Origin of the sequence: Escherichia sp. SCLE84, from assembly GCF_012584495.1 — a bacterium.
GTDB lineage: Bacteria > Pseudomonadota > Gammaproteobacteria > Enterobacterales > Enterobacteriaceae > ECMA0423.
Genome location: NZ_CP051430.1, coordinates 349,336 through 369,235, shown reverse-complemented (window position 1 = coordinate 369,235; position 19,900 = coordinate 349,336). Strand labels below are relative to the sequence as shown.

The 19,900-nt window shown below is 49.5% G+C and carries 20 protein-coding genes; 10 read left to right on the top strand and 10 right to left on the bottom strand.

Going from position 1 to position 19,900, the window contains the following annotated elements; all coding sequences use genetic code 11:
* Positions 1-210: 210 nt before the first annotated feature.
* From manX to mntP, 5 genes are all read left to right on the top strand, one after another.
* A complete protein-coding gene (gene manX, locus HGD79_RS01995) occupies positions 211-1,182 on the top strand; it encodes a PTS mannose transporter subunit IIAB (RefSeq protein WP_000150543.1) in 972 nt (323 codons plus the stop codon).
* A gap of 62 nt (positions 1,183-1,244) precedes the next feature.
* The gene (manY, locus tag HGD79_RS01990) at positions 1,245-2,045 is read left to right on the top strand and encodes a PTS mannose transporter subunit IIC (RefSeq protein ID WP_137587285.1); all 801 of its coding nucleotides are present in this window, start codon (positions 1,245-1,247) and stop codon (positions 2,043-2,045) included.
* A 12-nt stretch (positions 2,046-2,057) separates the two neighbouring features.
* Complete coding sequence (gene manZ / locus HGD79_RS01985) at positions 2,058-2,909, top strand: PTS mannose transporter subunit IID (RefSeq protein ID WP_001331209.1); 852 nt, start codon at positions 2,058-2,060, stop codon at positions 2,907-2,909.
* A 54-nt stretch (positions 2,910-2,963) separates the two neighbouring features.
* Complete coding sequence (locus HGD79_RS01980) at positions 2,964-3,422, top strand: DUF986 family protein (RefSeq protein ID WP_032205293.1); 459 nt, start codon at positions 2,964-2,966, stop codon at positions 3,420-3,422.
* Between the two features lie 428 nt (positions 3,423-3,850).
* Positions 3,851-4,417, top strand: coding sequence for a manganese efflux pump MntP (mntP, locus tag HGD79_RS01975; RefSeq protein WP_001296134.1), 567 nt, complete (start codon positions 3,851-3,853; stop codon positions 4,415-4,417).
* Here the strand turns inward: mntP and rlmA are convergent.
* The 5 genes from rlmA to mgrB all read right to left on the bottom strand — a co-directional run bounded on the left by rlmA (position 4,414) and on the right by mgrB (position 6,929).
* Positions 4,414-5,223, bottom strand: coding sequence for a 23S rRNA (guanine(745)-N(1))-methyltransferase (gene rlmA / locus HGD79_RS01970; protein ID WP_096147398.1), 810 nt, complete (start codon positions 5,221-5,223; stop codon positions 4,414-4,416). The two genes, mntP and rlmA, sit on opposite strands and share 4 nt — an antisense overlap.
* A 165-nt stretch (positions 5,224-5,388) precedes the next feature.
* Positions 5,389-5,598 (bottom strand): transcription antiterminator/RNA stability regulator CspE, encoded by a 210-nt coding sequence (cspE, locus tag HGD79_RS01965; RefSeq protein ID WP_001062678.1) that lies wholly within the window; start codon positions 5,596-5,598, stop codon positions 5,389-5,391.
* A 12-nt stretch (positions 5,599-5,610) separates the two neighbouring features.
* Positions 5,611-5,754: a DUF2627 domain-containing protein gene (locus HGD79_RS01960; RefSeq protein ID WP_001295496.1), complete on the bottom strand. Its 144-nt coding sequence runs from the start codon at positions 5,752-5,754 to the stop codon at positions 5,611-5,613.
* A gap of 669 nt (positions 5,755-6,423) precedes the next feature.
* A complete protein-coding gene (locus tag HGD79_RS01955; RefSeq protein ID WP_001006865.1) occupies positions 6,424-6,711 on the bottom strand; it encodes a YebO family protein in 288 nt (95 codons plus the stop codon).
* Between the two features lie 74 nt (positions 6,712-6,785).
* Positions 6,786-6,929 carry a PhoP/PhoQ regulator MgrB gene (mgrB, locus tag HGD79_RS01950; protein ID WP_000714550.1) on the bottom strand — a complete coding sequence of 48 codons (144 nt, stop codon included), beginning with the start codon at positions 6,927-6,929 and terminating at the stop codon, positions 6,786-6,788.
* Positions 6,930-7,087: 158 nt separating this feature from the next.
* Here mgrB and HGD79_RS01945 point away from each other — a divergent pair, with 158 nt between their 5' ends.
* Positions 7,088-7,327, top strand: a complete 240-nt coding sequence (locus HGD79_RS01945) for a YobH family protein (RefSeq protein WP_001211011.1) — start codon at positions 7,088-7,090, stop codon at positions 7,325-7,327.
* Between the two features lie 142 nt (positions 7,328-7,469).
* Here HGD79_RS01945 and kdgR read toward each other — a convergent pair whose 3' ends face one another.
* Entirely contained in the window at positions 7,470-8,261 is a 792-nt protein-coding gene (gene kdgR / locus HGD79_RS01940) for a DNA-binding transcriptional regulator KdgR (protein WP_001262174.1), read from the bottom strand.
* A gap of 176 nt (positions 8,262-8,437) precedes the next feature.
* On the opposite strand from kdgR, the gene HGD79_RS01935 reads away from it, so the two are divergent.
* The gene (locus tag HGD79_RS01935; RefSeq protein WP_001127216.1) at positions 8,438-9,811 is read left to right on the top strand and encodes an MFS transporter; all 1,374 of its coding nucleotides are present in this window, start codon (positions 8,438-8,440) and stop codon (positions 9,809-9,811) included.
* A 45-nt stretch (positions 9,812-9,856) separates the two neighbouring features.
* Here the strand turns inward: HGD79_RS01935 and htpX are convergent, their stop codons facing one another.
* From htpX to msrC, 4 genes are all read right to left on the bottom strand, one after another.
* Positions 9,857-10,738 carry a protease HtpX gene (gene htpX, locus HGD79_RS01930; RefSeq protein WP_000984517.1) on the bottom strand — a complete coding sequence of 294 codons (882 nt, stop codon included), beginning with the start codon at positions 10,736-10,738 and terminating at the stop codon, positions 9,857-9,859.
* A gap of 191 nt (positions 10,739-10,929) precedes the next feature.
* Positions 10,930-12,978: a carboxy terminal-processing peptidase gene (prc, locus tag HGD79_RS01925; protein ID WP_168848270.1), complete on the bottom strand. Its 2,049-nt coding sequence runs from the start codon at positions 12,976-12,978 to the stop codon at positions 10,930-10,932.
* Between the two features lie 19 nt (positions 12,979-12,997).
* Positions 12,998-13,696 (bottom strand): RNA chaperone ProQ, encoded by a 699-nt coding sequence (gene proQ, locus HGD79_RS01920; protein ID WP_000431370.1) that lies wholly within the window; start codon positions 13,694-13,696, stop codon positions 12,998-13,000.
* Positions 13,697-13,792: 96 nt separating this feature from the next.
* Positions 13,793-14,290: an L-methionine (R)-S-oxide reductase gene (gene msrC, locus HGD79_RS01915; RefSeq protein ID WP_001043882.1), complete on the bottom strand. Its 498-nt coding sequence runs from the start codon at positions 14,288-14,290 to the stop codon at positions 13,793-13,795.
* A gap of 129 nt (positions 14,291-14,419) precedes the next feature.
* Between msrC and yebS the strand changes: the two genes are divergently transcribed.
* The 3 genes from yebS to rsmF all read left to right on the top strand — a co-directional run bounded on the left by yebS (position 14,420) and on the right by rsmF (position 19,824).
* Positions 14,420-15,703 carry a membrane integrity lipid transport subunit YebS gene (gene yebS / locus HGD79_RS01910; RefSeq protein ID WP_001207283.1) on the top strand — a complete coding sequence of 428 codons (1,284 nt, stop codon included), beginning with the start codon at positions 14,420-14,422 and terminating at the stop codon, positions 15,701-15,703.
* Entirely contained in the window at positions 15,672-18,305 is a 2,634-nt protein-coding gene (gene yebT, locus HGD79_RS01905) for a lipid-binding membrane homeostasis protein YebT (RefSeq protein ID WP_001297532.1), read from the top strand. Before yebS ends, yebT begins: the two co-directional genes overlap by 32 nt.
* A 79-nt stretch (positions 18,306-18,384) precedes the next feature.
* Positions 18,385-19,824: a 16S rRNA (cytosine(1407)-C(5))-methyltransferase RsmF gene (rsmF, locus tag HGD79_RS01900; protein WP_000057022.1), complete on the top strand. Its 1,440-nt coding sequence runs from the start codon at positions 18,385-18,387 to the stop codon at positions 19,822-19,824.
* Positions 19,825-19,900 lie beyond the last annotated feature (76 nt).

Sequence of the window (19,900 nt, the reverse complement as noted above, 5' to 3'; positions counted from 1 at the left end):
CAAGGATATTTTACCTTTCGAAATTTCTGCTAATCGAAAGTTAAATTACGGATCTTCATCACATAAAATAATTTTTTCGATATCTAAAATAAATCGCGAAACGCAGGGGTTTTTGGTTGTAGCCCTTATCTGAATCGATTCGATTGTGGACGACGATTCAAAAATACATCTGGCACGTTGAGGTGTTAACGATAATAAAGGAGGTAGCAAGTGACCATTGCTATTGTTATAGGCACACATGGTTGGGCTGCAGAGCAGTTGCTTAAAACGGCAGAAATGCTGTTAGGCGAGCAGGAAAACGTCGGCTGGATCGATTTCGTTCCAGGTGAAAATGCCGAAACGCTGATTGAAAAGTACAACGCTCAGTTGGCAAAACTCGACACCACTAAAGGCGTGCTGTTTCTCGTTGATACATGGGGAGGCAGCCCGTTCAATGCTGCCAGCCGCATTGTCGTCGACAAAGAGCATTATGAAGTCATTGCAGGCGTTAACATTCCAATGCTCGTGGAAACGTTAATGGCCCGTGATGATGACCCAAGCTTTGATGAACTGGTGGCACTGGCAGTAGAAACAGGCCGTGAAGGCGTGAAAGCTCTGAAAGCCAAACCGGTTGAAAAAGCCGCGCCAGCACCCGCTGCCGCAGCACCAAAAGCGGCTCCAACTCCGGCAAAACCAATGGGGCCAAACGACTACATGGTTATTGGCCTTGCGCGTATCGACGACCGTCTGATTCACGGTCAGGTCGCCACCCGCTGGACCAAAGAAACCAATGTCTCCCGTATTATTGTTGTTAGTGATGAAGTGGCTGCGGATACCGTTCGTAAGACACTGCTCACCCAGGTTGCACCTCCGGGCGTAACAGCACACGTAGTTGATGTTGCCAAAATGATTCGCGTCTACAACAACCCGAAATATGCTGGCGAACGCGTAATGCTGTTATTTACCAACCCAACAGATGTAGAGCGTCTCGTTGAAGGCGGCGTGAAAATCACCTCTGTTAACGTCGGTGGTATGGCATTCCGTCAGGGTAAAACCCAGGTGAATAACGCGGTTTCGGTTGATGAAAAAGATATCGAGGCGTTCAAGAAACTGAATGCGCGCGGTATTGAGCTGGAAGTCCGTAAGGTTTCCACCGATCCGAAACTGAAAATGATGGATCTGATCAGCAAAATCGATAAGTAACGTATTGTGTTGATTATCACTCAGTTTTCACACTTAAGTCTTACGTAAACAGGAGAAGTACAATGGAGATTACCACTCTTCAAATTGTGCTGGTATTTATCGTAGCCTGTATCGCAGGTATGGGATCAATCCTCGATGAATTTCAGTTTCACCGTCCGCTAATCGCGTGTACCCTGGTGGGTATCGTTCTTGGGGATATGAAAACCGGTATTATTATCGGTGGTACGCTGGAAATGATCGCGCTGGGCTGGATGAACATCGGTGCTGCAGTTGCGCCTGACGCCGCTCTGGCTTCTATCATTTCTACCATTCTGGTTATCGCAGGTCATCAGAGCATTGGTGCAGGTATCGCACTGGCAATCCCTCTGGCCGCTGCGGGCCAGGTACTGACCATCATCGTTCGTACTATTACCGTTGCTTTCCAGCACGCTGCGGATAAGGCTGCTGATAACGGAAACCTGACAGCGATTTCCTGGATCCACGTTTCTTCTCTGTTCCTGCAAGCAATGCGTGTGGCTATTCCGGCCGTCATCGTTGCGCTGTCTGTTGGTACCAGCGAAGTACAGAACATGCTGAATGCGATTCCGGAAGTGGTGACCAATGGCCTGAATATCGCCGGTGGCATGATCGTGGTGGTTGGTTATGCGATGGTTATCAACATGATGCGTGCTGGCTACCTGATGCCGTTCTTCTACCTCGGCTTCGTCACCGCAGCATTCACCAACTTTAACCTGGTTGCTCTGGGTGTGATCGGTACTGTTATGGCAGTGCTCTACATCCAACTTAGCCCGAAATACAACCGCGTAGCCGGTGCGTCTGCTCAGGCTGCTGGTAACAACGATCTCGATAACGAACTGGACTAACAGGTGAGCGAAATGGTTGATACAACTCAAACTACCACCGAGAAAAAACTCACTCAAAGTGATATTCGTGGCGTCTTCCTGCGTTCTAACCTCTTCCAGGGTTCATGGAACTTCGAACGTATGCAGGCACTGGGTTTCTGCTTCTCTATGGTACCGGCAATTCGTCGCCTCTACCCTGAGAACAACGAAGCTCGTAAACAAGCTATTCGCCGTCACCTGGAGTTCTTTAACACCCAGCCGTTCGTGGCTGCGCCGATTCTCGGCGTAACCCTGGCGCTGGAAGAACAGCGTGCTAATGGCGCAGAGATCGATGACGGTGCTATCAACGGTATCAAAGTCGGTTTGATGGGGCCGCTGGCTGGTGTAGGCGACCCGATCTTCTGGGGAACCGTACGTCCGGTATTTGCAGCACTGGGTGCCGGTATCGCGATGAGCGGCAGCCTGTTAGGTCCGCTGCTGTTCTTCATCCTGTTTAACCTGGTGCGTCTGGCAACCCGTTACTACGGCGTAGCGTATGGTTACTCCAAAGGTATCGATATCGTTAAAGATATGGGTGGTGGCTTCCTGCAAAAACTGACGGAAGGGGCGTCTATCCTCGGCCTGTTTGTCATGGGGGCATTGGTTAACAAGTGGACACATGTCAACATCCCGCTGGTGGTTTCGACCATCACCGGGCAGGATGGACAGACCCGTGTCACCACCGTGCAAACCATTCTTGACCAGTTAATGCCAGGCCTGGTACCACTGCTGCTGACCTTTGCTTGTATGTGGCTGCTGCGCAAAAAAGTTAACCCGCTGTGGATCATCGTTGGCTTCTTCGTCATCGGTATCGCTGGTTACGCTTGCGGCCTGCTGGGACTGTAAGACTGTTGTACACTACCGGGGCCTTTTGGCCCCGTTTTTTTATCTGGAGGATTAATGACAATCACGGACCTGGTACTGATTCTTTTCATCGCCGCACTCCTGGCCTTCGCGATCTACGATCAGTTCATCATGCCCCGCCGTAACGGCCCCACCCTGCTGGCAATTCCTTTGCTCCGGCGTGGTCGCATCGATAGCGTTATCTTCGTCGGATTGATTGTCATTCTTATCTATAACAACGTCACGAATCATGGCGCGCTAATAACGACATGGTTATTAAGCGCACTGGCTCTGATGGGTTTTTATATATTCTGGATCCGCGTTCCGAAGATCATCTTTAAACAAAAAGGTTTTTTCTTCGCCAATGTCTGGATTGAATATAGCCGAATCAAAGCGATGAACTTGTCGGAAGATGGCGTGTTGGTGATGCAATTAGAACAGCGTCGGCTGTTAATCCGCGTTCGAAATATCGACGATCTGGAAAAAATTTATAAGCTTCTCGTTTTAACTCAATAAGTTATGAATTTAGCCAAAGCTATGTTTAGTGTATTTTTAATAATCAGACATAGCTTAGGCTATATTACCTCTTCCCTTATTTGTTATTTATTTTAACGTTTCATTGATATATAAATCTAAATGAAAATCGTTATCAATAAAGCAATGAAATAATATATTCCAACAGTTGTTTTATATTCTCAAAATATGTTAAGGTTGCGCCCTCATTTGGGGAGTAGCCGATTTCCAGATTCCGGAAATGTACGTGTCAACATACTCGTTGCAAAACGTGGCACGTACGGACTGAATACTTTCAGTCAGGCGAGACCATATGCACATCAATCGCTATGCCTGCATGAACGCGAAAACCATCACGGCTTGTTGTTCATGTATGCATGTTTGCTGGGGGCGATGATGTGTTTTATGGATACCCCGGTCAGGACATTGTCATGAATATCACTGCTACTGTTCTTCTTGCGTTTGGTATGTCGATGGATGCATTTGCTGCATCAATCGGTAAAGGTGCCACCCTCCATAAACCGAAATTTTCTGAAGCATTGCGAACCGGCCTTATTTTTGGTGCCGTCGAAACCCTGACGCCGCTGATCGGCTGGGGAATGGGCATGTTAGCCAGCCGGTTTGTCCTTGAATGGAACCACTGGATTGCGTTTGTGCTGCTGATATTCCTCGGCGGGCGAATGATTATTGAGGGTTTTCGTGGCGCAGATGATGAAGATGAAGAGCCGCGCCGTCGACACGGTTTCTGGCTACTGGTAACCACCGCGATTGCCACCAGCCTGGATGCCATGGCTGTGGGTGTTGGTCTTGCTTTCCTGCAGGTCAACATTATCGCGACCGCATTGGCCATTGGTTGTGCAACCTTGATTATGTCAACATTAGGGATGATGGTTGGTCGCTTTATCGGCTCAATTATTGGGAAAAAAGCGGAAATTCTCGGCGGGCTGGTACTGATCGGCATCGGCGTCCAGATCCTCTGGACGCACTTCCACGGTTAATAAGAACGCTGCCAGAGGTGAATATTAAAGTCCGTCTGGCAGTCGAACACTTCTTTTGCTGCCAGTGTTTGCCAGACTTCTGGCTTCGCACGCCAGGCAAACGGCGTCATCTGCAATAATGCGACGGCTTCATCACCGCGAAGACGCATCGGATAACACAACTCCGCACTCTGCTGTAATGTAAAACCTTCCAGTTGTTCTGCATGAGGTGCATGAAGATGTACTTCATTGTAAATCAGCCCCTTCAGCTCCATCAAATGTCGCGGTCCCGGCGTGGCAGTAATGACCCAGCCGCCGGGCTTCACTACTCGTGCTAATTCTTCTGCTTTACACGGCGCGTAAATACGTATTATGGCGTCCATACTGGTATCGGAAAACGGCAAACGGTGGCTGGAAGCGACACAAAAAGTGACCTGCGGATAGCGTTTCGCCGCCGCTTTTATCGCTACCTTCGAAACATCCAGACCAAACGTGGTGATTTCGGGCAACGCATCGGCAAATGCGTGTGTGTAATACCCTTCACCACAGCCAATATCCAGCACCGCCGTGGCCTTATCATCAAGCCGTTCCCTCAGTTGGGCGACAATTGCATCACGCAGCGGCTGATAATGTCCGGCATCTAAGAATGCGCGGCGTGCTTGCATCATTTCCGCGCTGTCGCCCGGATCACGAGACCGTTTATGCTGAACGGGCAGCAGATTGACATACCCTTCTTTCGCCATATCAAACTGATGTCGCAGGGGACAGATATAGCTGTTTTTTTCACGCGAAAGAGGCTGATGGCAAAGTGGACAGGAAAAAGACATGACAACTCCGGCAGGATACTAAAGGCCGCAAGTGTAACGCGAATCACGCGGCGGGCAAATATCCGAACGCCAGGAGCGAAGATAAAGCATAGTAAAAAGCCTCGCATTCGACGAGGCTTTATAGCGAGATTGAAGCGTATTCACACTTCAGATCAGTGGATTCGATCAGATAGCTGTTACGTTAACAGCTGCCGGACCTTTCTGGCCGTCCTGAATTTCGAACTCAACGTTCTGACCTTCAGCCAGAGTTTTGAAGCCATTACCCTGGATAGCGGAGAAGTGTACGAACACGTCTTTGCTGCCATCAGCCGGAGTAATGAAGCCAAAACCTTTAGACTCGTTGAACCACTTAACCTGACCTTTAATCTTTGCCATTTGAAAAATTCCTTAGATTGTTTTCTTCGCCCGCAGGCATAACATAGATAAAACTGACACATTACTGCATGAGGCACCAATATAAGGCTCGGCAGAGAAGCGGTATTCAACGTCAACGTGTTTACTCAGGACTTCTTTACTGAAAATGCCACACATAAACAGAACTGTACCTCGTTTAACCCGAAATCTGTTATCACATACAACGTTAATTATGGCAAGCCATTTTTAAACATGTCTCGATCAGACGCACAAATCTCGATACGTCTTCCACTTTTTTTGCACACTTATGCAACGGAATACGCGCCGATATATCATTGTGCTTAACCTTGCCAGTTCAGGCAGATACTTAAACTGGCGTATTTTCTAACATAGTTCAATAAGTTCAGTTGTTCCAGGCCAGTGGGAGAAGTTATTACATAGTGCGTGCAATATCACATTTTCTGCTATGCAATGAATAAAAAGTTATATCACTTTTTCTCATAAAACAGTCAGTTAACGGCTATCAATTACCCTAAAGAGAAGTCAATCCCCAAAGGGATTGTAAATTTAAAATAAGAAAAATTGATGAGTGAGCAAAAAAATCAAGAGAGAAACGTTTCGCTAATAAATAATACCACACTTAATCACAAATCCGATGTAAACATCCTAATAAATTAATGAGGAAAATATCTTTTTCTGATATCCCGTTACGCAAATAAATAATATGATAATTATTTGAAGTCAGACCAGAGTTTTAATTTGAAGCAGTTGCACCATGATAGTGCGTATAATCAGGATGAATTGAGTAACCCTTCAACGACGGGGTTACTCAAGATTGAGGAAGGATTATCGTTCGGCGACCAGACGAATAATATCGTCGTCTTCAACCGATTTTTGACTCTCAACGGTCTTTTTATCTGCTTTCTCTGGTTCGTTTGCTTCGCACAAACGACGTAACAGTGCATTTTGACGTTTTTGCTGATCCAGCAACGCCTCAAGCAGTTCAATCTGTTCGTTAGTCCGAGAACTGGCACGATTAATAAAAAACCACAAGATGAGCCCGATAAGAAGAACCACCACCGATACAACCAAAGACGCAATGTTCATCACGCCTGAATTTACAACTTCGTTCATTTCACCACCTCTGAGTAGAGGCGCTATTCTACCACTGCTGGAGAGGAAGAAAATCTAGTGCTGAAAAAATGATATCACCACGGGATAAACTGGTTAATGGCACAAATTCCGCTGAAAAATTGTACATCCTGATCGCACATCATGTTGAATACCTGCGCCCAAAGCAGCAAGCAAGCCAACACCACGACAACCAGAACGACCCATCGAAACTTTTTCACTCCAATCTCCGTTTCACCTACCTTATGTCATTAAACTAGCATGCGTTAGTTAAACAGCGCCTAACTATGTCGATATTCGTGCTTTTTCGGAATGAGTCGCTTGCTTCAGCGCATATTGCCGCTACGATTAAGCGAACATAAAAAGAGAAGAGGTTGTAATGCGATTCATCATTCGCACAGTTATGCTGATAGCACTGGTATGGATAGGATTATTACTCAGCGGATATGGCGTTTTGATTGGAAGCAAAGAGAATGCCGCAGGATTAGGTTTGCAATGTACCTATCTGACTGCCAGAGGCACCAGCACGGTACAATACTTGCACACTAAAAGTGGTTTCTTGGGGATAACAGATTGCCCACTGTTACGTAAAAGCAATATCGTGGTCGATAATGGTTAAGGGTAATAAATAACCAGATTCTCACTCATGAGTAAAATATTCTTATAGCAAGCGCGTTTAATATAACGCACCTTCAACTTTATTTTTCTCATGCTAAATAAAGAACCTGTCTGTTTGATATTCCGACAGGTTCTTACTCTCATCAGAACGGATAGTCGTGATAACCCATTTGGGCAGAAATTTTGCGCGCTGCGGTATGCAACATTGCGACATATTCCTGTAAACGCTCTTCAGAGAAACGCAACGTCGGGAAGGAGATGCTCAAACCGGCAATGACCACGCCAAAGCGATCAAATACCGGTACCGCAATGCATCGCAGCCCTTCTTCCTGCTCTTCGTTATCTTCGCCATACCCCTGCTCGCGCACCTGGTCCAGAACGGGTAATAACGCTTCTGTACTGGTGATGGTCCGCTCGGTACTGCGTTTATACTCCACGCCCTCAAGAATTTGCTTCACTTCATCGAGATCGCGCCATGCCAGCAGTACCTTACCAATCGCGGTGCTGTACAGCGGATTACGACGCCCAATCCGTGAATACATGCGCAAATTGTACATAGAGTCAATTTTGTGAATGTAAACAATACTGTCTTCGTCCAGTGCGCCGAGGTGGATAGTTTCTTTGGTCAGGCGGGAGATCTCACGCATCTGGATATCTGCGCTACGAATTAAATCGACGTTTTGTAACGCGCGAGCGCCCAGTTCAAACAATTTCAGGGTCAGGGAATATTTCTCCGACTCCCCTTCCTGCGCCACATAACCTAAGGTTTTCATGGTCTGTAAAAAGCGATAAACGGTGCTTTTTGACATCATGACGCGCTGCGACAGCTCGGTTATCCCTATTTCGCGCTCTTCACCCAGCGCCTGCAAAATGCCAAAAACTTTTAGCACGGAAGATACAGAATCAGGCTGTTTATCCAGATCTGCGTTAGCCATTTATCACCTCATTGCGAGTGTTTTATAAAAATCAGAACTGTTTTTTATTATAATTTCGCACCAGGGTGGTCGCAATCCATCTTTTGCCGGTTAGTTACAATTCTGCGACATCCACCGTGAATATCAGTGCTAGAATCATACCCCTGTTGATTATTCACCAAAGATATAAAATTCCTATGCCAAAAGTTCAGGCCGACGGCCTGCCATTGCCCCAGCGATACGGTGCGATATTAACCATTGTGATTGGCATTTCGATGGCTGTCCTTGACGGCGCAATCGCCAACGTCGCCCTGCCAACAATCGCCACGGACCTTCATGCCACGCCAGCCAGTTCCATCTGGGTAGTGAACGCCTATCAAATCGCCATTGTCATCTCCCTGCTCTCGTTTTCGTTTCTGGGCGATATGTTTGGCTATCGACGTATTTATAAATGCGGTCTGGTCGTTTTTCTGTTGTCTTCACTGTTCTGCGCCCTTTCTGATTCGCTGCAAATGCTCACCCTTGCGCGTGTCATACAAGGTTTCGGCGGTGCAGCGTTGATGAGCGTTAATACCGCACTTATCCGCCTGATCTATCCACAACGTTTTCTGGGGAGAGGGATGGGCATAAACTCGTTTATTGTTGCCGTCTCTTCTGCTGCCGGGCCGACAATTGCTGCAGCAATCCTCTCCATCGCATCCTGGAAATGGTTATTTTTAATCAACGTACCGTTAGGTATTATCGCCCTGCTTCTGGCGATGCGTTTTCTGCCACCCAATGGTTCTCGCGCCAGTAAACCCCGTTTCGACCTGCCCAGCGCCGTGATGAACGCGTTAACCTTCGGCCTGCTTATCACTGCGTTGAGTGGTTTCGCTCAGGGGCAATCGCTGACGTTAATTGCTGCGGAACTGGTGGTAATGGTTGTTGTTGGTATTTTCTTTATTCGCCGCCAGCTTTCTCTTCCCGTACCGCTGCTACCGGTGGATTTACTGCGTATCCCGCTGTTTTCACTTTCTATTTGCACATCTGTTTGCTCTTTCTGCGCACAAATGCTGGCAATGGTTTCCCTGCCCTTTTACCTGCAAACCGTGCTCGGGCGTAGTGAAGTCGAAACAGGTTTACTTCTGACACCGTGGCCGTTAGCAACGATGGTGATGGCTCCGCTGGCAGGCTATTTGATTGAACGCGTACATGCAGGATTGCTGGGTGCTTTAGGGTTGTTCATCATGGCTGCGGGGCTTTTTTCCCTGGTTCTGCTGCCCGCGTCACCTGCGGATATCAATATTATCTGGCCGATGATCTTATGTGGCGCTGGATTTGGCTTATTCCAGTCACCCAATAACCACACCATTATTACCTCCGCTCCGCGCGAACGTAGCGGTGGGGCCAGTGGCATGTTAGGAACGGCTCGTCTACTGGGTCAGAGTAGTGGCGCGGCGCTGGTGGCGCTGATGCTAAATCAGTTCGGTGATAATGGTACGCACGTTTCGCTGATGGCTGCGGCTATTCTGGCAGTGATTGCTGCCTGTGTGAGTGGTTTACGTATCACTCAGCCACGATCCAGGGCATAAAAAAAGCGCGTCGATCAGGACGCGCTTTTTAGTATTTACTTCATATTACTTCAGGTATTCACCCGTACGCAGAGCTTCAATTCGTTTATCCAGCGGCGGGTGAGTCATGAACAACTCACTGAGCGATTTCGACTTACCGTTAATGCAGAAAGCCATCATGCTGGTTGCTTCTTGCGGTTCATAGCTGGTTTTCAGGCGCTGCAGCGCGGCAATCATTTTCTCGCGACCAACCAGTTTTGCCGAACCGGCATCAGCATGGAATTCACGATGACGCGAGAACCACATGGTGATAATGCTCGCAAGAATACCAAACACCAGTTCCAGAACCGTTGCAACCGCAAAGTAGATCAGCGGGTTGCCGTTGCTCTCTTCACCTTCATCACGATTTCCGCCCATAAAACCCGCGGCAAGCTGCGCCAGAATACGGGAAATAAAGATAACGAAGGTGTTCACCACGCCCTGAATCAGCGTCATGGTGACCATATCACCATTGGCGATGTGGCTGATTTCGTGAGCAATTACCGCCTCGGCTTCATCCGGGCTCATGTTCTGCAGCAAACCGGTGCTGACAGCAACCAGAGAGGCATCACGGCGCGCACCGGTTGCAAAAGCGTTGATGTCCGGCGCATGGTAGATAGCCACTTGCGGCATAGCGATCCCTGCCTGACGAGCCTGGGTTGCTACAGTATTAACCAGCCAACGTTCCCTTTCGTTACGCGGTTGCTCGATCACTTCCCCGCCAACAGATCGTAATGCCATCCATTTGGACATCAGAAGCGAAACGAAGGAACCACCAAAACCGAACAGCAAGGCCATGATCATCAGCCCCTGAACGCTGCTCGACTGTATCCCTGTCAGGCTCAGTACCAGCCCGAAAACGACCATTACGGCCAGGTTCGTTAGCAGGAAGAGCGCGATTCGCATCATAATTTTCTTTTTACCTCAGTTTAACAAAACGCAATATGCGATACCCACATCGTATGGGTTACGCGACTATTTTCAAGTCTGGATAGTGCGTAAGTCACCAGAAAGACACAACTTTACATTTTGTAGCATCTGATTTACGGCATCTTGCCGCTGTTAAAAAATCAGGCACAATTTCTTGTGCCTGATTGATATTACTTGACGGGAGCGGGTTGTTCCGCGGGTCTGGCTTTTTCAAGCTTCGCCAGATCGAGTGCGATATTCACCGTCTCATCCAGATAAGGATCCGGCTCCTGGTAATCTTTAGGTAGATCATCCAGCTTCTTCAACTCCGGTTTACCTTCGCGTTTAAAGCGTTCGTTCAAACGCGCCAGACGCGTCGCATCATCTTCATTATTCTCTTTCTCACGCACAGCGTAGTTCAGAGAAACGATATTGCGCTTGTCCTTCATAGCGTTGAAGCGCGCGATATCCTTCATGATGTTCTGGAACTCAGGATCTTTCGCGATACGCGCATTATGTTCCTTCAGCAGCTCCGGCCCAAAGGCCGTTAAATCGCCTGATTTCACATAAGTCGCGGCATCAATGCTATCCCACGGCAGCGCGTTATCTTCGAATTTCTCACCCGTTTCCGTTTCTTCATTACCCGTCGGCATGATGATGTCTGGCGTTACGCCTTTACGTTGCGTACTGCCGCCGTTAACGCGATAGAATTTCTGGATCGTGTACTGCACAGAACCCAGCGCTGGCCATTCAGGACGTAACATCTGATCGTAAATACGGTTCAATGAACGGTATTGCTGAACGGTGCCTTTACCAAACGTCGGTTCACCCACAACCAGCGCACGACCGTAATCCTGCATTGCCGCGGCAAAGATTTCTGAAGCCGAAGCACTGAAACGGTCAACCAGTACCACCAGCGGGCCTTTATAGAACACCTGCCCGTCGGTATCGCTGTCTTCACGAACCTTGCCGTTGTTATCGCGGACCTGAACAATGGGACCCGCAGGAATAAACAGACCTGAGAGCGATACCGCTTCGGTCAGCGCCCCACCGCCATTGCTACGCAGGTCGATGATCACACTGCTGACATTCTGTTTTTCCAGTTTCTGCAGTTGAACTTTGACATCGTCTGTCAAACCCACATAGAAGCCCGGAATATCCAGCACGCCGACTTTCTCTTTACCGACGGTCTTCACCGACATTTTAACCGCGCGGTCTTCGAGACGAATACGTTCACGGGTCAATGTTACAGTGCGGGTCTTGGTCCCTTTACCAGCAGGTAAAATTTCCAGACGAACTTTACTGCCCTTCGGCCCTTTAATTAAGGCAACCACATCATCAAGACGCCAGCCAATCACGTCAACCATCGGCTTGCCTGTTTGACCAACACCGACAATTTTGTCACCAACGCTGATAGCTTTACTCTTCGCTGCCGGACCACCTGCCACCATCGAATTGATAACGGTGTAGTCATCATCCATTTGCAGCACTGCGCCAATACCTTCCAGCGACAAACTCATTTCAGTGTTGAACTGTTCGGTATTACGCGGGGAAAGATAGTTGGTATGCGGGTCGATTTCACGCGCAAACGCCGTCATTGCCAGCGAGAAAACATCTTCGCTGTTGGTTTGCGCCAGACGACGAATGGCAAATTTGTAGCGGCGTGTCAGGGTTTCACGAATTTCTTTATCCGTTTTTCCTGCCAGCTTCAGGCTTAACTCGTCGAATTTGACTTTACTGTCCCACAGCGCGTTCAACTCAGCCTCGTTTTTCGGCCAGGGCGCTTTGCTGCGGTCAAGGTTATAAGTGTCGTTGCCGGTGAAATCCATCGGCTTTTCCAGTACCGACAAAGCGTACTGGTAACGCTCAAAACGGCGCTTTTGCGCCAGATTGTAGAGATCGTAGAAAACGTCGAGTTTGCCTGAACGCAGTTCATCGCCTAACTCGGTTTTCTTTTTCGCGAACTGTTCAACATCGTTTGCCAGCAGCACGTTGTGGCTGTAATCGAGCAGATTCAGGTAGCGGTCAAAGATTTTGGCCGAAAATGCCTGATCGAGGTCGAACTGGCGATAATGAGAACGGGTGAAGCGCGACGTTACGCGCTCACTTACCGTCGCATGCTGCGTCTCTTCCTTTAATACCGGAATTTGATCAGCACGCGTGATATCTTCTACAGCGAAGGTCTGGCCTGCTATTGCAAGCAGGCCAGCTAACGCGGTAAGCCTAAAAAACATGTTCATGCCTGGCCCGGCCTCCGTTTCAGAACACCAGGTGTTCTGCGCGCACAATCAAAGACATACCCGAATTCAGCTGGACGCGGACGCCGTCTTTGGTGATTTCTAATACGGTGGCATCCATCGCGTTTTGACCCGCTTTCACCTTCAGGGCTTGTCCGACAGTCAGAGCTGAAATGTCAGAAACCGGGGTGTGCTGTTCTTCGCGAGGTGCTTTTACTGTTTTTGGCGCTTTCTCTACCGGCTTTTGCGCACGAGGTTTACGTTCAGCGCCTTCTTTGCGGCGTGGCGTGGTCGGACGTGGCTTGCGTTCGCGGCGCGGTGCGTCTTCTTTCTCACCAGCAGCTGCGGCAGCTTCGCGTTTTTTCGCTTGCTGTTCAGCACGCTGTGCCTGAACACGCGCTTTCGCTTCTTCAAGCTGCTTGCGAGCATGCTCTACATGTTGCTCGTCCAGCTCACCGCATGGGTTGCCGTCAAGATCGACACGCGTTGCGCCGGGTTTAACACCGTAAAGATAACGCCAGCTCGAAGTGTAGAGACGTAAAGCGGATCGTAATTGCGTTTTGCTCAGGTTCATTTCCCCGGCAACACGATCGACCAAATCCTGAAAAATACCGATTTTCAGCGGACGCGCTTCACCTTCCGCACTGAAACAGTGGGGAAAACGTTCGGCCAGAAACGCGATTACTTCTTTACTGCTATTCAACTTAGGTTGATTTTCCATGAAATTTCCTGATTACAACGGACGTAGCCAACAAGCGCAGGCATGAACAGGCGTCATTATAATGACGCTACCAGTAAATGCTACGTTATCCGTTGATTATCCTGCGACGCTCGCAAAGAATTTTTTGTAATCCGTCGTTGCAAGCACTTTTTCAAGCTGTGCCACAAGCTGACGTAAGCCTTGCTCGTCCTCGTCTGTAAAGCGACCGAAGACGGTACTATCGATGTCAAGAACACCAATAATCTGATTTTTCACCACCAGCGGCAGAACAATTTCAGAATTACTCGCCGCATCACAGGCAATATGCCCGTCAAACGCGTGAACATCCTCGATACGCTGCACTTGATTGCGGGCAACCGCAGTGCCGCACACCCCGCGCCCGACGGGTATCCGGACACAGGCAATTTTGCCCTGAAATGGTCCTAGTACCAGTGTATCGTCCTCAAGCAAATAAAAACCTGCCCAGTTTACGTCAGTGAGACGCTCGTATAACAACGCACTGGTGTTCGCAAGCGTTGCCAGAAAACTGGTTTCTCCCGCCATCAGCGCGTTAAAGTCGCGATTTAAATCCGCGTAAAATTCTGTTTTGTTCATTATATAATCACTTGGTTGTCTTACCTGGAACTGCCAGCCTATTAAAATAAGCATTAAATGCGTTAATGCTCAAGATCATTCCAATCATGGGTTAATATTAATGTTAATTCTTATTACATTTGGCACGTCATGGCTCTTAACACACCACAAATTACGCCGACAAAAAAGATAACAGTGAGGGCAATCGGCGAGGAACTGCCGCGTGGTGATTACCAACGTTGCCCGCAATGTGACATGCTGTTTAGCCTGCCCGAGATAAATTCTCATCAGAGTGCCTATTGTCCGCGCTGTCAGGCAAAAATTCGCGACGGGCGCGACTGGTCGCTAACGCGCCTGGCGGCAATGGCTTTCACCATGCTGTTGCTGATGCCGTTTGCCTGGGGCGAACCGCTGTTGCATATCTGGCTGTTAGGTATTCGTATCGACGCCAACGTCATGCAAGGCATCTGGCAAATGACCAAACAGGGCGATACGATAACGGGGGCGATGGTCTTTTTCTGCGTTATTGGTGCCCCCCTCATTCTGGTGTCCTCCATAGCATATTTATGGTTTGGTAACCGACTGGGAATGAATTTACGTCCGGTACTGCTGATGCTTGAGCGACTTAAAGAGTGGGTAATGCTGGATATCTACCTGGTCGGCATTGGCGTTGCTTCTATAAAGGTACAGGATTATGCCCATATCCAGGCGGGTGTCGGCTTGTTCTCTTTTGTGGCGTTGGTGATTTTAACGACGGTGACGTTGTCACATCTTAATGTCGAGGAGCTGTGGGAGCGATTTTATCCGCAGCGCCCCGCTACGCGTAGGGACGAGAAACTTCGTGTCTGTCTTGGGTGCCATTTTACCGGCTATCCTGATCAGCGTGGTCGCTGCCCGCGTTGCCATATCCCGCTACGCCTGCGTCGCCGTCATAGTTTGCAAAAATGCTGGGCGGCGCTGTTAGCGTCAATCGTTTTGTTGTTACCTGCCAACCTGTTGCCTATTTCTATCATTTATCTGAACGGAGGACGGCAGGAAGATACAATTCTTTCCGGAATTATGTCGCTGGCAAGTAGCAACATTGCGGTTGCGGGAATCGTGTTTATCGCCAGTATTCTGGTACCGTTTACTAAAGTGATCGTCATGTTCACTTTACTGTTGAGCATTCATTTTAAATGCCAGCAAGGTTTACGCACACGCATTCTGTTACTGCGGATGGTGACCTGGATTGGTCGCTGGTCGATGCTCGACCTGTTTGTCATATCTTTAACCATGTCGCTGATTAATCGCGATCAGATCCTCGCTTTTACTATGGGACCGGCTGCGTTTTATTTCGGCGCAGCGGTAATTTTGACTATTCTTGCTGTGGAATGGCTGGACAGCCGCTTACTTTGGGATGCACATGAGTCAGGAAACGCCCGCTTCGACGACTGAAGCGCAGATTAAAAATAAACGCCGTATCTCACCTTTCTGGCTGCTGCCGTTCATCGCGCTAATGATTGCCGGTTGGCTGATTTGGGACAGTTATCAGGACCGGGGTAATACCGTCACCATCGACTTTATGTCGGCGGATGGTATTGTCCCGGGCCGTACGCCTGTTCGTTATCAGGGCGTTGAAGTCGGAACAGTGCAGGATATCAGCCTCAGCGACGATCTTCGTAAGATTGAAGTCAAGGTCAGCATCAAGTCCGATATGAAAGATGCGCTGCGCGAGGAGACTCAGTTCTGGCTGGTGACGCCAAAAGCATCGTTGGCAGGTGTCTCCGGGCTGGACGCCCTCGTCGGTGGTAACTATATCGGCATGATGCCAGGTAAAGGTAAAGAGCAGGATCACTTTGTCGCACTCGATACCCAACCGAAATATCGACTGGACAATGGCGATCTGATGATCCACCTGCAAGCCCCCGATCTCGGTTCGCTGAACAGCGGTTCATTGGTCTATTTCCGCAAGATCCCTGTGGGAAAAGTCTACGACTATGCCATCAATCCCAACAAGCAAGGCGTGGTGATTGATGTCCTGATCGAGCGGCGTTTTACCGATCTGGTGAAAAAAGGTAGCCGTTTCTGGAACGTTTCCGGCGTTGATGCCAATGTCAGTATCAGTGGCGCGAAGGTGAAACTGGAAAGTCTGGCGGCACTGGTTAACGGTGCGATTGCCTTCGATTCACCTGAAGAGTCGAAACCTGCCGAGGCGGAAGATACCTTTGGTCTGTATGAAGATCTGGCCCACAGCCAGCGTGGCGTAATAATAAAACTGGAACTGCCGAGTGGGGCAGGATTAACCGCCGACTCGACGCCATTAATGTATCAGGGACTGGAAGTCGGACAGCTAACTAAACTGGATTTAAATCCTGGTGGTAAAGTCACTGGGGAAATGACAGTTGATCCCAGCGTCGTTACCCTGCTTCGTGAAAATACCCGCATCGAATTACGTAATCCGAAATTATCCCTTAGCGATGCCAATCTCAGCGCCCTGCTGACTGGCAAAACCTTCGAGTTGGTACCCGGCGATGGCGAGCCACGCAAAGAGTTCGTTGTTGTGCCAGGCGAAAAAGCACTGCTGCATGAACCTGATGTTCTGACGCTGACCCTGACCGCGCCGGAAAGTTACGGTATTGATGCTGGTCAGCCGCTCATTCTTCACGGCGTGCAGGTAGGCCAGGTTATCGATCGTAAACTCACCAGCAAAGGCGTCACCTTTACCGTCGCCATCGAGCCTCAGCATCGAGAACTGGTAAAAGGCGATAGCAAATTTGTCGTCAACAGCCGTGTCGACGTGAAGGTGGGGCTGGATGGCGTTGAGTTTCTCGGTGCCAGCGCCTCAGAATGGATTAACGGCGGGATACGTATTCTGCCGGGCGATAAAGGCGAGATGAAAGCCAGCTATCCACTGTATGCCAATCTGGAAAAAGCGCTGGAGAACAGCCTTAGCGATTTACCCACCACAACCGTGAGTTTGAGTGCAGAGACGCTGCCGGATGTGCAGGCAGGATCGGTAGTGCTCTACCGTAAATTTGAAGTTGGTGAAGTTATTACCGTGCGTCCGCGAGCTAACGCGTTTGATATCGATCTGCATATTAAGCCGGAGTATCGCAACCTTCTGACCAGCAATAGCGTGTTCTGGGCAGAAGGCGGGGCGAAAGTTCAGCTGAATGGTAGTGGCCTGACCGTACAGGCATCCCCGCTCTCCAGAGCATTAAAAGGGGCTATTAGCTTCGATAACCTCAGTGGTGCCAGCGCCAGTCAGCGTAAAGGCGACAAACGTATTCTGTATGCTTCCGAAACAGCGGCCCGTGCGGTTGGTGGGCAGATTACGCTTCACGCTTTCGATGCCGGAAAACTGGCGGTCGGGATGCCAATTCGCTATCTCGGTATTGATATCGGGCAAATCCAGACGCTGGATCTGATTACCGCGCGCAATGAAGTACAGGCAAAGGCGGTGCTCTATCCGGAATATGTCCAGACCTTTGCTCGCGGTGGTACGCGCTTCTCAGTGGTCACACCGCAAATTTCGGCAGCTGGCGTTGAGCATCTTGATACTATCCTCCAGCCGTATATCAACGTCGAACCAGGCCGGGGCAATCCTCGCCGCGACTTTGAATTACAAGAGGCCACCATTACTGATTCGCGTTACCTGGATGGCTTAAGCATTATTGTTGAAGCGCCGGAAGCCGGTTCGTTAGGTATTGGTACGCCTGTGCTGTTCCGTGGTCTGGAAGTCGGTACGGTTACAGGAATGACGCTGGGGACATTGTCAGATCGCGTGATGATTGCGATGCGCATCAGTAAACGCTATCAACACCTGGTGCGTAACAATTCCGTCTTCTGGTTGGCATCGGGTTACAGTCTGGACTTTGGTCTGACGGGCGGCGTAGTGAAAACCGGCACCTTTAACCAGTTTATCCGTGGCGGCATCGCCTTCGCCACGCCTCCGGGTACGCCACTGGCACCGAAAGCCCAGGAAGGCAAACACTTCCTGTTGCAGGAAAGTGAACCGAAAGAGTGGCGTGAATGGGGAACTGCGCTTCCCAAATAATGCCCACTGCTCCGGCGTGCCTGCGCCGGAGCGTTTATGCTAAACTGCGCGCCTGTTTTTTTGCCAGTGGTACATGCTCGTGGCCCAACACACCGTTTATTTCCCGGACGCCTTTCTGACACAAATGCGCGAAGCGATGCCTTCGACGCTCTCATTTGATGATTTTCTTGCCGCCTGTCAGCGCCCGTTGCGCCGCAGCATTCGCGTTAATACGCTGAAAATCTCCGTTGCTGATTTCCTGCAATTAACCGCTCCTTATGGCTGGACGCTTACGCCAATTCCGTGGTGTGAAGAAGGTTTCTGGATTGAACGCGACAATGAAGATGCATTGCCATTGGGTAGTACCGCCGAGCATTTAAGCGGCCTGTTTTATATTCAGGAAGCCAGTTCAATGTTGCCCGTTGCCGCCTTGTTTGCTGACGATAATGCACCACAGCGGGTGATGGATGTCGCAGCTGCGCCAGGCTCCAAAACGACGCAAATTGCCGCGCGGATGAATAACGAAGGGGCAATCCTTGCCAATGAGTTTTCCGCCAGTCGGGTAAAAGTGTTACATGCCAATATCAGCCGCTGTGGCATCAGTAATGTTGCGCTCACACATTTTGATGGCCGCGTGTTTGGTGCGGCAGTGCCAGAAATGTTCGATGCCATTTTGCTGGACGCTCCCTGCTCTGGCGAAGGCGTGGTGCGTAAAGATCCCGATGCGCTAAAAAACTGGTCACCAGAAAGCAATCAGGAAATCGCAGCTACACAACGGGAGCTTATCGACAGCGCCTTTCATGCATTACGTCCTGGTGGTACGCTGGTTTACTCGACCTGTACCTTAAACCAGGAAGAAAACGAAGCCGTTTGCCTGTGGCTGAAAGAGACTTACCCCGACGCAGTAGAGTTTTTACCACTTGGCGATCTCTTCCCTGGTGCAAACAAAGCGCTGACCGAAGAAGGCTTTTTGCATGTTTTCCCACAAATTTACGACTGCGAAGGCTTCTTCGTTGCTCGTCTGCGTAAAACTCAGGCGATCCCCGCCTTACCCGCCCCCAAATACAAAGTCGGTAATTTCCCGTTCAGCCCGGTGAAAGATCGCGAAGCCGGACAAATTCGTCAGGCGGCTGCAAGTGTTGGCTTAAACTGGGATGGAAACCTGCGACTCTGGCAACGCGACAAAGAACTGTGGTTGTTCCCGGTGGGCATTGAAGCCCTGATCGGTAAAGTCCGATTTTCTCGCTTGGGGATTAAACTTGCCGAAACGCACAACAAAGGTTATCGCTGGCAGCATGAAGCAGTTATTGCCCTTGCCACCCCCGACAATGTGAACGCTTTTGAACTGACACCGCAGGAAGCGGAGGAGTGGTATCGCGGGCGCGATGTTTACCCGCAAGCCGCGCCAGTGGCGGATGACGTGTTGGTTACTTTCCAGCATCAACCGATTGGTTTAGCCAAACGGATTGGTTCGCGATTGAAAAACAGCTATCCGCGTGAACTGGTGCGCGATGGGAAACTTTTTACCGGTAACGCCTGACAGCGCACAAAAAAAGCGCACTTTTTGACTGGCACATTCGGCTGCCTCAACTAGGCTGAAAAATGGTGCGATCGGA

Bases quoted from the DNA above. Each gene is read 5' to 3' on its own strand.
- manY (WP_137587285.1), top strand. From the start codon at position 1,245: ATGGAGATTACCACTCTTCAAATTGTGCTGGTATTTATCGTAGCCTGT.
- manZ (WP_001331209.1), top strand. From the start codon at position 2,058: ATGGTTGATACAACTCAAACTACCACCGAGAAAAAACTCACTCAAAGT.
- HGD79_RS01980 (WP_032205293.1), top strand. From the start codon at position 2,964: ATGACAATCACGGACCTGGTACTGATTCTTTTCATCGCCGCACTCCTG.
- mntP (WP_001296134.1), top strand. From the start codon at position 3,851: ATGAATATCACTGCTACTGTTCTTCTTGCGTTTGGTATGTCGATGGAT.
- rlmA (WP_096147398.1), bottom strand. From the start codon at position 5,223: ATGTCTTTTTCCTGTCCACTTTGCCATCAGCCTCTTTCGCGTGAAAAA.
- cspE (WP_001062678.1), bottom strand. From the start codon at position 5,598: ATGGCAAAGATTAAAGGTCAGGTTAAGTGGTTCAACGAGTCTAAAGGT.
- HGD79_RS01960 (WP_001295496.1), bottom strand. From the start codon at position 5,754: ATGTGTGGCATTTTCAGTAAAGAAGTCCTGAGTAAACACGTTGACGTT.
- HGD79_RS01955 (WP_001006865.1), bottom strand. From the start codon at position 6,711: ATGAACGAAGTTGTAAATTCAGGCGTGATGAACATTGCGTCTTTGGTT.
- HGD79_RS01945 (WP_001211011.1), top strand. From the start codon at position 7,088: ATGCGATTCATCATTCGCACAGTTATGCTGATAGCACTGGTATGGATA.
- kdgR (WP_001262174.1), bottom strand. From the start codon at position 8,261: ATGGCTAACGCAGATCTGGATAAACAGCCTGATTCTGTATCTTCCGTG.
- HGD79_RS01935 (WP_001127216.1), top strand. From the start codon at position 8,438: ATGCCAAAAGTTCAGGCCGACGGCCTGCCATTGCCCCAGCGATACGGT.
- htpX (WP_000984517.1), bottom strand. From the start codon at position 10,738: ATGATGCGAATCGCGCTCTTCCTGCTAACGAACCTGGCCGTAATGGTC.
- prc (WP_168848270.1), bottom strand. From the start codon at position 12,978: ATGAACATGTTTTTTAGGCTTACCGCGTTAGCTGGCCTGCTTGCAATA.
- proQ (WP_000431370.1), bottom strand. From the start codon at position 13,696: ATGGAAAATCAACCTAAGTTGAATAGCAGTAAAGAAGTAATCGCGTTT.
- msrC (WP_001043882.1), bottom strand. From the start codon at position 14,290: ATGAACAAAACAGAATTTTACGCGGATTTAAATCGCGACTTTAACGCG.
- yebS (WP_001207283.1), top strand. From the start codon at position 14,420: ATGGCTCTTAACACACCACAAATTACGCCGACAAAAAAGATAACAGTG.
- yebT (WP_001297532.1), top strand. From the start codon at position 15,672: ATGAGTCAGGAAACGCCCGCTTCGACGACTGAAGCGCAGATTAAAAAT.